The sequence below is a fragment of the Amycolatopsis sp. NPDC003861 genome, from assembly GCF_053605405.1.
In genome coordinates this window covers 17,160-26,353 of record NZ_JBSGJD010000023.1, presented here as the reverse complement: position 1 = coordinate 26,353, position 9,194 = coordinate 17,160, and the positions used below count along the sequence as shown (strand labels likewise).

Here is a 9,194-nt window from a genome sequence, read left to right as displayed (position 1 = left end):
CGGCCACAGCACGACATCCCACGGCCACCCCGAACGGCCCCTCAGACGGTGGAACAGCTCAGTCTCGGGGAAGCGGACCGGGTCGGTCGGGCGGCCTACTACGGCGGTACCGACTGTGCCGACGGCAAAGGCGGAGTCATTCCCTGGGAAACGCTCACCGACGCTCGCCGTGAGTACTACATCGGCATCGCCGCCGTCGTGCTCACCGAAGACGCCGCGATCCGTGGTCTCGCGATCGTCGAGAGGAGTGCCCGGTGAACGGCCTCCTCGCGATCCTGGCCGCCGTGTCGCTCGGCGGCGGGCTTCTCGGCTGGATCTGGACCCGGAACTGGCGCGTAGGCGCAACCGGTCTCGTGATCATGTTCGTGATCGCGATGATCGGCGGCCAGCTCGCTGGCTACGGCGGTTGACCGCCGTGGACAGGACCAACCCGGTCCGGATCGATGGGACGGTCGTCTTCGCCGACGGCCGGACCCATCTGGTCCGGATTTTCCCCGGCGGCTTCCTGCAGTACGGAGCCACTGCCGAGCAGTGGCACGACGCGGAAGCCGTTCTCAACGCCCTTGCCACAGCGTTCACCGCCGTGGCCAACGAAAAGGAAGATCCTCAGTGAGCGCACGGCTCAAGTTCGGTTACAACAGAGGACTCCCGGCTGACGTGGCAACGGCGTGGGGTTGCCGCGCGGTCGTTCAGCAGGGCCAGGTCGACTACCCGGTTGATCGCGAGTCCGGATTCGGCGACTGGAAGTCGCTGGTCGAGTACGTCCTCTTCGAGCGGCACGGTTCATGCTTGGTGGAGGCGGAACGGTTGTTCGTCAGCGGGGAGCTGACGACGAAAGAGGATCGCGAGGTCGTTCTCTTCGACGACGACCGCGCTGTGGTCAAGGCCAACCCGCAGCGGAGCCACGGCTTCCTCTACATCTGCGCCTACTTCAAGGCGCAGCCGGCGGCCCGCACGAGCGACGATTCCCGGGACTTCCCCGCGTTGCGCAGCCTGCTGCGGCTGGACGGGGGCGGTGATGACTGAGCCCGTCCGGAGGACCAATCCCGCGTCCCGTGTGGACTACTCGGCTCCCGAGGTCGTCGAGCTGGCGAACACGCCGGTCGGCGACCTCGTGGCCGACCACAACAGCGGCCGGGGCGACCGCCTGGCCCTCCTGTTCGAGATTGCCGACGAGGAGGGGTGGTCGTGACTGGAATTCCGGTTCTGCTGATCACGCCACTCGGGGACATCACCGACGAGGTGATCGGCACCGAGGAGGACGGAAGCACGCTCAGCGGCATGTACCGGCTCATCGAATGCCAGACGGTGAGCGTGGTCAGCCTCAAAGGCGGCTTCGACATGTGGGTCGATGACGAAGGTGTGCTGAACGGCTCGATCCCCAACCCGTTCGCGACCTTCGTTGCCGTCCTCCTGGGAGCGCCGCCGCAGTACTACTTCGGCAACGCCCTGTTCGCCGGGTTCGACACCGAGGGCAACACAACCTGCCTCACCGACGACCAGCGCGCCGTGATCCACAGCGCCCTCAGCGAGATCATGTCGGGAGACCTGCCGTGAAGCACTCGCCGACGCACGAGGGGTGCCAGGTTTTCCACTTCGCCGTCTGGCGGTGGTGCATCACCCGAGCGCACGAGCTGCTGGAGGTGCACGAGTCCGTAGCCGAGCTGCACGAGCACGCGCTGATCACCGGCCTCGACCAGTTCCTGCCGATCAGACCCGCGCAGGAAGGGCACATGAAGCTGATCGAGGTGAAGGTGGACGTCGAGTACGCCATGACCGAAACCGACCTGGCGAAGCCGATCATCATCGCTCCGCTGAGCGGGTCGTCGGGCGAGTCGCTGGGCCTGATGCCGATCGACGGCTGGCATCGGATCTACCGGGCGCTCGTCGAGGGACGCGAGACCTTGCCCGCCTACCTGCTCAACCCGACGGCCGAGCTGGCCATCCGCATTCCGCTATAGGGGGAACCTGTGAAGTACGAAGTCCTCGTGATCGAGGAGACGCGCCACACCGTGCACGTCGACGTGGACGATCCGGCCAAGGCTTCGGACGCCGCGCTGGGAGTAGTCAACCTGGGCTACTTCGAGTTCGGCATGTCGACGTCCACGATGCGGGTGGTTTCCCGCAGGCAGCTGGACCCGACCGGCCCGAACGTCCGGATCGCGCCGCAATCGACGGCGAAGGTCCATGCTCCGTACCTCGGGAAGCCCGACCACCCGCTGTGCTCGGCGCGCTCCCGGGACGGCTGGGTCGAGCAGACGTCCGATCCGGTGACCTGTTCGTCCTGCCTCAATATCCAGTCAGGCCAGGGGTACCACGGGAACGCCCCGGGCTTCCACCGATGAGTGAGGTGAACCCGCTGTGACAAGCGACAGCCCCGGTCGCGTGGCGGCCGGGGCTATCGTGTCTTCCTGTCAAGAGTCAGCAAGGCAGGGAGACACCCGGATGATACGAGACCCATCGATCCCCCGGCTGGTTTCGGTACCAGAAGCCGCCGAAATCCTGGGTCACAGCCGGTCGCGAGTCCATCAACTCGTGACCGAAGGGCATCTCCCTGCGGCCTGGTCAGGAAGCACAATCGTGCTCGCGGAGTCCACCGTGCGCCGATACGCCGCAGGCGAAAGGTTCGGCTTTCCCGCTGCCCTCGTGGTCCATGCCTACGACGAGGAAGCCGACCGTTGGGTGGAAAGCCACCGCCAGGCAGTCACTCCGGACTACGAGATGCCCGACAAGCTCCGTGGCGAGGACATCGGCGCCGCAGCCGGCCGTTCGTACCGAGTGGAGCTGCTCGACAATCAGGGCAAGACGCTCGCGGTCAAGACCGTCGACGCCGCCGCAGCGGCGAGCTGATGGCGGCCGAGGACACGACGGCGGTCGGCGGCTGGCAGTTCGCGCTCGGCGAACGAAGCGTTCGCCTCCGCCGACCCGCTGACGACCTGGGGGCCTATCCGGGTGTCGGGTTCTCGTGCCCCGAAGAGGCGCTGCAGGACCTGATCACCCTGCTCACGCGTGTTGAAGAGAGCGACCGCTACCGCGCAGCCTCGGGTCGCCCCTCCGGTCCGTGTGCGATCACCCTGCACGCCGGTCAAGCACGGCTGCACATCCCGGCGTTGGCTCACGGCACCCGGGAGGACGAGGGTTGGCAACCAGCCCGGATGGTGGATCTCCGGTACGGCGACGTGCCGACCTTGCTGCGGAAGGTCAGCAGCCTTGTGGACGGGACTTACGGGAGGGGTCCGGGGTCGAGCGACACTTCCGGACGGTGATACTTGCGATCTTGCACGCAGGTCAGGGCATTTGCAAGTTCATCCGACGTGGCGTGGCTTACTGACGTGCGCGAGCGCCAGGTCCCGAACGTCGCCGAACCGGAAGACCGGGCGGCCCCGGGCGTCGATGCCGTGCGCAACGATCCGGCCCCGGCTCACCCAGGAATCCCAGGTGCCGCGCGGGATGGTCTTGTCCAGCAGCAGCCGTGCCCAACCGAGGGCTACGGTCGGGGTGACCCGCAGGTCGACCGCGTACCGGATCATCCAGTTCCGCCGCTCTTCGACATCGTGTTCGGTGGTGCAACTGCCGCACCGCACCCGGCGCTGACCGGGTCGGGCGTAGAGGTGATCGGGGCACCTCTCACCGTCGACCAGCGCGTCACACGGTCCGGCGTAGATCCGGTCCGGTGGGCGATCGATGACCCGGCGGACCCGAGCGACGACGTGGGTGATCTCGTCGTGCAGCTCGTCGGCGGCCGGGTGCAGTGCGAGCAGTCCGGGCAGTCCGATCAGCCATCTGACCGCGCCCGCGGTTGACCCGGTCGGCGGGCGCAGGTGGGGGTTGCACTCGTGCACCTCGCGCGCCCAGGTCGAGATCGTGTTCGCCAGGACCCAGCCGATTTCGCTGGCGGCTTCGTGGAACGGCATCGGCTGGCTCGCCGAGGCCGCGGTGGCGTCGCTGCTGGCAGCCATCGCGTGCTGCCGGGACAGCGTGATTCCCAGCTCGGCGATCAGGCCGTGCTCGCCATCGCGGGTGACGAGTTCGCGCAGCGCGCCGAGCAGTTCGGCGAGGCAGCCGCCGCAGAGCATGTCGTGGGTCGGGCGTCCGCAGCCGGTGCCGCAGGAGCGTTCGGCCATCATCCGAGCACCGCCCAGAGCACCGCGACGACCACGAAGCAGAGCAGGCAGGCCGCAATGAAGATCAGCTCGGGCCAGGACGACGGGGGCGGGCGGTGGTTCACATCCCCTCCACGTAGCCCGCCGCGTGCAGCAGCGGCACCAGATCGGCCAGCTCCAGCCGCACGGGCACGGCGTGCCGAGCGTCCGGAGCGTGTACGGCGTCGGGATCGCGTGCGAACTCGATGAGCGCGGCGAGGTCCCCGGCGGGCAGCCAGGCCCACCAGGCGCCCGGATCGCTCTTGCCGTCTCGACGCTGCACGACGATGCCGAAGTCAGCTCCGGCGGACACGGCCTGGTCGTTTGTCTCGCGGATGATGTTCGCGATGTCCAGCGTGGAGAGGCTGCTGCGTGCCTTGACCTGCCAGACCAGCCGGTCGGTGCCTCGGATGTCGCCTTGGTCGGCGCTGGTTCGGTCGGCGCTGCGCCAGCCGTTGTCGGACTTGCGCTCGGCGGCCGGCCAGCCGTGGACACGGAGGTACCGGCTGACGTCGCGCTCGGCGCGGACGCCCTTGTCCCGGTTGGCTCGGCCGATCTCGGCCCGGCTGCGGGGCGTAGTGGCCCTGGCTACTGCTGATCACTCCTGGCTGTCGTGGTCTTGGTCTTCAGTGCGGCGCGTACGAGCTCCATGCCGCGCGCTGCGCGGTCCCGAGCGCCGGGGTCGTGGTTGCACAGGACGGTCTCGACGTAGCCGTTCTCGTCGCACATGCCGCAGTCTGCGATGGCCCGTGCCCGGTCGGCGGCCCTTGATCGCTGGCTGTCGGTTCGCCGGGCGGCAATGCGTGCGGCGGTGGCGGTGTCCCAGCGCTGCCGGGCCTGGCGTGCTTCGGCGCAGGCTCGGCATGGCGGCGGGTTCTCGTCGAGGCGGTGAACCGAACATCGCGACGGCGGGACGTCTCCACCGGTCTCGCGCCCGCGCGCGCTCCCTTCCTTTCCCTTCCCTTCCTTTCCTTTCCCCGTGGTAGGGCTACCGGAGCTCTCCTGTAGCCGGGCCGGAGGCTCGCCACCTGCGAATTGGGGATAACCGGCCGTTTCCTCCGGTAGGTCTCCGGTAGTCCTCTCTGCCGAGGACCGGGCGGGCAGCGGTGTGCCGTCTTCAACGGGCGGCAGCTTCGACGGCGTGGGCTTCTGGATGCTCTGGTGGTCGTGCCAATTCACGATCGCCAGGTACCGCCGACCGCCCACGATGTAGCGCACAATGCGCTCGTGGGCGGCCAGCGTCTCCAGATCCTCTTCGATGTCGGCCAGCGACACGTCATCCAGCGGCCAGATGTCGCCCTTGATCAGCCTCGCGTTGTCCTTGGTGCGGCCCTGGTCGTCACAATGCGTCCAGAGACCGATCCATGTCAGGCGCGCACGCAATGGCAGCGCCGCCACGTCCTCGGACCGGAAGAAGCTCGGCTTGATCGTGCGGATACGGGGCACAGCGGGCCTTTCCCCGTTGGTGGTTGGTCAGAGGTCGAGGTGGTGCAGCACCGGCGCGGCGCCCAGCAGCACCGGCGCGCTGAGGGCGTCGGCGAGCATCTGGCGGACGTCCGCGAACGCCTGGCGGTGGACCAGGTCCGGCCGGTCGAGCCGGTAGCCGATGCCGAGCTGGCCTTCGCGAATACGCCAGCGCAGCCGGGCGGTGACCTCGGTCGCGGGCAGCCCGACGAACGGGGCGATCGCGATGGTGAACTCCGCGGGCACCTCCAGCCGGCCACTCGCTCCGGCCTTGGCGGTGGTCTCCTCGCTCCAGGCGAGCTGTACGTCGCCGGAATCCAGCCGGGCACCCCGGGAGAACGAGGCGTTGCGCCGACTCTGGAAGGTCAGGGCGATCTCCAGCATCGTCGCGGTGTCCGGGCTGACGATCGTGTGCGCGCGGTCTTCCAGGTGCTCGGCGAAGTCCTCCTGGCTCATCAGGGAGCCGTCGCGCCGAAGCCATGCCTTCCAGTCGTCGTCGTGCTTCAGCATCAGGACGGCCTGGTGATCGCGCCATCCGGCGGTGTAGCCGTTGGCGTGGTCGTTGAACGTGGCGGTGATCTTCGCGCCGTCCTGGTCGGCCCACACGGTGGTCGATGCGGTTGCCAGCCGGGCGACGTAGGCGGCGAAGTCGTTCGGCTCGGTGAGCAGTGCGGTTCCTCGCGGTCGGCGCGGCTGGTCGAGCAGGTTCTCGAGGTCGGTCGTGTCCACGCGCTCGTCGTTGCGCAGCGTGCGGACGACCACGGACTTCTCCGGGACCAGGTCGAACGGCTGCGGCGGGCTGGCCTCGTCGGCGCGGCGCTGGATGTCGGCGACCACGGCGGCCGTCTGGTCGTTGGTGGTGGGCACGAGGTCTCCTAGTCGTTGAACAGCGCGGTCTGACGCGGGTCATTGCGGATGAGTTCGCCGGACTCGGTGGCGAAGAAGATCGACTCGGAGCGCTCGTGCTCCGGCAGGCTGCACTTGATCTGGTCGGCGACCATGACCGCGCCGGGCGTGCGCTCCTGCGGCTTGATCTTCAGCGTGTAGGTGAGCGTCCCGGCCTTGCGGGTTTCCTCCACCGCCACCACGAGGTCGCGCAGCGCCTCGGACAGCTCGGCGTGGCTCTTGCCTCGGCGGTGTTCCATCAGGAACGCGGCGAAGTCGCGCGGTTCGGCCTTCTGGTCGGCGTGGGCTTCGGGGTGGGTCACGGGCGTTCCTTCTCTTCTCGCATCGCGGCGGCTTCCTCGCGGACGAGCCGGCGGACGTTGTGGACCAGGCCGATCCCGGCGCTGATCCCGAGCAGCGCGGCGGTCAGCAGGCGGATGGCGTCGGTGGCGCGCTTCATGGGGTGGCGGGCTCCTCGGTCGGTGTTTCGTCGGGCGGTGGTTCCAGCTGGCTGGGGCCGTCGGCGGGCTCGGCGTCGATCACCTCCCCGTCGATGTCGGGGGTGAGGTCGTCGAGCGCTTCGGCGTCGAGGTCGGTGCGGACCGTGCCTTCGGCCGCGATCGCGCGGTTCATGACTGTGGCCATCGGCAGCCACTTGGCGAGCTGGCGCACGGCGGTCTTGCGGGCCATCGCCTCCCAGTCGGTGACCCACGGTCCCTTCTTGCTCGCGCGGGAGCGGCCCCGGATGGCCTCGACGGCTCCGACGTCCAGCACCTCGAACTCGACGCCGCCGTCGGTCAGCGTCGCGGCGGCGTAGACGTCGGTGATGCCCCCGCGGTCCCCGCGCGCGGGGCGGTGGACGAGGTCTGGGTGCAGGCCGTAGGAGTACTCGAACTCGTCGGCTTCGTGCACGACGCGGGCGGAGATGTTCCGCAGCTGGCCGGAGTTCCACGCCAGCTTGATCAGTCCGCGATATCCGGGGATGAACGTGACCTGATCACCGAAGGGAACCAGGTACGCCTCGCCGAGAGGACCGGGCTCCAGCCCGAGCTGAGCCGACGTCATCAACGCGCCGAGCAGGGATTCCGGGCGACAGCGCATCAGGTCGCGGTTCTGCTTGATCACGGTGAGCGCCACGCGGGTGAAGCGCTCCGGATCGAGGGCCGTGCCGGTCAGCGCTCGCGCGATCTCCGGCTTCTGCCGCTCGATCAGCGTGCGGATGTCTCCGCCACCTCCGGCCGCCCCGGCGGTCTTGCGCTGGGCGAGCGCGGCCTTGGTGTTGGTGTTCGCGGTGCTTACTGCTGATCCCTCCTGGCTGTCGTGGAGTAGGTCAGCCGGCGGCTTGCGGGCCGCTCGGTGACGAAGGTGGCGTACAGGTCCGGTTCCTCGGCGGCGAACGCCGCGTGGTCGACCGAACGCGAGGGCGTCGCCGGGGCCTTGTGGCTGGCGACCTTGGCTCCGTCGAGATGCGCTTCCTCGGCTTCCCCCATCTCGGCGCGTAGCTGGTTGTCGATGCCGGTCCGCTCGGACTCCAGCAACTTGATCTGCTCGCTCAGCTCGTGGCGGCGCGCAAGGTGCTTGTGCCACAGGGGATCGAGGTCGACGACTTCGCCGGGCTTCGACGGCCAGCGCGACAACGCGCGCCGCGTCAGGTCGGAGGCGTCGGCGGGCGGCGGTTCGTCGCGCTGGACGAAACCCCAGAACTCGGTCGCGCCGTCCACCAGGTCGCCGATCAGGTCGTCGTCGCGCTCGATGACCCGTTCGAGGTAGGTGTTCGTGTCCAGGAGCGCGACGAGGAACGTCCGGGGTGCGCCGAGCAGGCTCATGTACCACTGCACCTGGCAGACGTAGTGGATCGGTACGCCGTCGTCGGCCCAGTCGGCGACCGAGCGGTGCCCGCCGGTCTTGGCTTCGACGATTCCTGCCAGCTCGCCGGAGTACTCCCACGCCAGGCCATCGACGTTGGCGAGCTTCCAGGCGTGCTCGCGGTCGGCGTAGACGCCTTCGCCGCCGGTGAGCACGTACTCGGGGTGCCGGTCGTCCCACTCCCGCAGTAGCACCGGTTCCAGCAGGTTGCCCCAGTGCATCCGCTCGGTGGCTGCCTGGTCGAACTCGGCTTCGACCCGTCGGGTCTTCTCCAACCACAACTGGAAGGGCGTCTTCCACGGATTGAGCCCGCACGCTGCTGCTACGTCGGAACCGCCGAGCCCGAAGGTCCGGGCGAACAGCCAGTCGTCGTGGGGTGCGTCGGCCGGGAGAACGACCGGCACGTCCAGGTGCCCGGCGGTCATGATGCGCACCTCGGCGCACGGCGCGGTGCTGTTTGTGAGATGTCACCGATCCGCAGCGGGGCCTCCGAGACCCACCAGCGCTCGGGCCGGGTGTTCTCCTCCAGCACGTCGATCAAGGCGCGGGGCACCTTGTGCACGAGCGCCCACCCGCGCCAGGACACGATGGTGGCCGTCGACTGAACGGACACCCGGATCAGCGTTCGATCGCAGGTGATCCAGTTCGACGTCAGTCCGAGTGCCCATCGGTCCGGCATGGCGAGATCGGTCAGCCAGACCAGCCTCGCGCCGAGCAGCGGGTGCCTGTTCAGGCGAAGAACGCCGGACTGCTCGATGCCGCGAGCACGGTGTTCACAGGTGTAGTGGTAGTACGCCCTGGGCTTCGGCAATCACTGACCACCGGCCCGAACGTTGA

The 9,194-nt window shown here is 68.6% G+C and carries 18 protein-coding genes and 1 pseudogene; 10 read left to right on the top strand and 9 right to left on the bottom strand.

Annotation, left to right across the window (positions count from 1 at the left end; genetic code table 11):
• Positions 1-48: 48 nt before the first annotated feature.
• The 10 genes from ACWEVN_RS09055 to ACWEVN_RS09010 all read left to right on the top strand — a co-directional run bounded on the left by ACWEVN_RS09055 (position 49) and on the right by ACWEVN_RS09010 (position 3,266).
• The gene (locus ACWEVN_RS09055; RefSeq protein ID WP_452050828.1) at positions 49-258 is read left to right on the top strand and encodes a hypothetical protein; all 210 of its coding nucleotides are present in this window, start codon (positions 49-51) and stop codon (positions 256-258) included.
• Positions 255-410, top strand: coding sequence for a hypothetical protein (locus ACWEVN_RS09050; RefSeq protein ID WP_452050827.1), 156 nt, complete (start codon positions 255-257; stop codon positions 408-410). Before ACWEVN_RS09055 ends, ACWEVN_RS09050 begins: the two co-directional genes overlap by 4 nt.
• Positions 407-613, top strand: a complete 207-nt coding sequence (locus ACWEVN_RS09045; protein ID WP_452050871.1) for a hypothetical protein — start codon at positions 407-409, stop codon at positions 611-613. Before ACWEVN_RS09050 ends, ACWEVN_RS09045 begins: the two co-directional genes overlap by 4 nt.
• On the top strand, positions 532-1,026 hold the full coding sequence (locus ACWEVN_RS09040) for a type IV toxin-antitoxin system YeeU family antitoxin (protein ID WP_452050826.1): 495 nt from the start codon (positions 532-534) through the stop codon (positions 1,024-1,026). The genes ACWEVN_RS09045 and ACWEVN_RS09040 overlap by 82 nt, the downstream gene beginning before the upstream one ends.
• Entirely contained in the window at positions 1,019-1,192 is a 174-nt protein-coding gene (locus tag ACWEVN_RS09035) for a hypothetical protein (RefSeq protein ID WP_452050825.1), read from the top strand. The genes ACWEVN_RS09040 and ACWEVN_RS09035 overlap by 8 nt, the downstream gene beginning before the upstream one ends.
• On the top strand, positions 1,189-1,557 hold the full coding sequence (locus ACWEVN_RS09030; RefSeq protein WP_452050824.1) for a DUF3846 domain-containing protein: 369 nt from the start codon (positions 1,189-1,191) through the stop codon (positions 1,555-1,557). Before ACWEVN_RS09035 ends, ACWEVN_RS09030 begins: the two co-directional genes overlap by 4 nt.
• A complete protein-coding gene (locus ACWEVN_RS09025; protein WP_452050823.1) occupies positions 1,554-1,961 on the top strand; it encodes a hypothetical protein in 408 nt (135 codons plus the stop codon). Before ACWEVN_RS09030 ends, ACWEVN_RS09025 begins: the two co-directional genes overlap by 4 nt.
• Before the next feature lie 9 nt (positions 1,962-1,970).
• Positions 1,971-2,345 (top strand): hypothetical protein, encoded by a 375-nt coding sequence (locus ACWEVN_RS09020; protein ID WP_452050822.1) that lies wholly within the window; start codon positions 1,971-1,973, stop codon positions 2,343-2,345.
• A gap of 100 nt (positions 2,346-2,445) precedes the next feature.
• Entirely contained in the window at positions 2,446-2,850 is a 405-nt protein-coding gene (locus ACWEVN_RS09015) for a helix-turn-helix domain-containing protein (protein ID WP_452050821.1), read from the top strand.
• Entirely contained in the window at positions 2,850-3,266 is a 417-nt protein-coding gene (locus tag ACWEVN_RS09010) for a hypothetical protein (protein ID WP_452050820.1), read from the top strand. The genes ACWEVN_RS09015 and ACWEVN_RS09010 overlap by 1 nt, the downstream gene beginning before the upstream one ends.
• A gap of 39 nt (positions 3,267-3,305) precedes the next feature.
• On the opposite strand, the gene ACWEVN_RS09005 is transcribed toward ACWEVN_RS09010, so the two are convergent.
• The 9 genes and pseudogenes from ACWEVN_RS09005 to ACWEVN_RS08965 all read right to left on the bottom strand — a co-directional run bounded on the left by ACWEVN_RS09005 (position 3,306) and on the right by ACWEVN_RS08965 (position 9,168).
• Positions 3,306-4,127: a hypothetical protein gene (locus tag ACWEVN_RS09005; RefSeq protein ID WP_452050819.1), complete on the bottom strand. Its 822-nt coding sequence runs from the start codon at positions 4,125-4,127 to the stop codon at positions 3,306-3,308.
• Positions 4,128-4,224: 97 nt separating this feature from the next.
• Positions 4,225-4,455: a hypothetical protein gene (locus ACWEVN_RS09000; protein ID WP_452050818.1), complete on the bottom strand. Its 231-nt coding sequence runs from the start codon at positions 4,453-4,455 to the stop codon at positions 4,225-4,227.
• Between the two features lie 275 nt (positions 4,456-4,730).
• Complete coding sequence (locus ACWEVN_RS08995; protein WP_452050817.1) at positions 4,731-5,588, bottom strand: hypothetical protein; 858 nt, start codon at positions 5,586-5,588, stop codon at positions 4,731-4,733.
• 27 nt (positions 5,589-5,615) lie between these two features.
• Positions 5,616-6,473: a YfdQ family protein gene (locus ACWEVN_RS08990; protein WP_452050816.1), complete on the bottom strand. Its 858-nt coding sequence runs from the start codon at positions 6,471-6,473 to the stop codon at positions 5,616-5,618.
• 8 nt (positions 6,474-6,481) lie between these two features.
• Entirely contained in the window at positions 6,482-6,814 is a 333-nt protein-coding gene (locus tag ACWEVN_RS08985) for a hypothetical protein (RefSeq protein ID WP_452050815.1), read from the bottom strand.
• Complete coding sequence (locus tag ACWEVN_RS08980) at positions 6,811-6,951, bottom strand: hypothetical protein (RefSeq protein ID WP_452050814.1); 141 nt, start codon at positions 6,949-6,951, stop codon at positions 6,811-6,813. The genes ACWEVN_RS08985 and ACWEVN_RS08980 overlap by 4 nt, the downstream gene beginning before the upstream one ends.
• Positions 6,948-7,760 (bottom strand): annotated as a pseudogene (locus ACWEVN_RS08975) (recombinase RecT); the annotation flags it as partial. The gene ACWEVN_RS08980 and the pseudogene ACWEVN_RS08975, both read right to left, overlap by 4 nt.
• 26 nt (positions 7,761-7,786) lie before the next feature.
• Positions 7,787-8,782: a YqaJ viral recombinase family nuclease gene (locus ACWEVN_RS08970; protein ID WP_452050813.1), complete on the bottom strand. Its 996-nt coding sequence runs from the start codon at positions 8,780-8,782 to the stop codon at positions 7,787-7,789.
• Positions 8,779-9,168 (bottom strand): hypothetical protein, encoded by a 390-nt coding sequence (locus ACWEVN_RS08965; protein ID WP_452050812.1) that lies wholly within the window; start codon positions 9,166-9,168, stop codon positions 8,779-8,781. The genes ACWEVN_RS08970 and ACWEVN_RS08965 overlap by 4 nt, the downstream gene beginning before the upstream one ends.
• Positions 9,169-9,194 lie beyond the last annotated feature (26 nt).

What these genes read in the sequence shown, in the direction of transcription:
- ACWEVN_RS09035 (WP_452050825.1), top strand. Translation starts at nt 1,019, where the DNA reads ATGACTGAGCCCGTCCGGAGGACCAATCCCGCGTCCCGTGTGGACTAC.
- ACWEVN_RS09015 (WP_452050821.1), top strand. Translation starts at nt 2,446, where the DNA reads ATGATACGAGACCCATCGATCCCCCGGCTGGTTTCGGTACCAGAAGCC.
- ACWEVN_RS09010 (WP_452050820.1), top strand. Translation starts at nt 2,850, where the DNA reads ATGGCGGCCGAGGACACGACGGCGGTCGGCGGCTGGCAGTTCGCGCTC.
- ACWEVN_RS09005 (WP_452050819.1), bottom strand. Translation starts at nt 4,127, where the DNA reads ATGATGGCCGAACGCTCCTGCGGCACCGGCTGCGGACGCCCGACCCAC.
- ACWEVN_RS08980 (WP_452050814.1), bottom strand. Translation starts at nt 6,951, where the DNA reads ATGAAGCGCGCCACCGACGCCATCCGCCTGCTGACCGCCGCGCTGCTC.
- ACWEVN_RS08970 (WP_452050813.1), bottom strand. Translation starts at nt 8,782, where the DNA reads ATGACCGCCGGGCACCTGGACGTGCCGGTCGTTCTCCCGGCCGACGCA.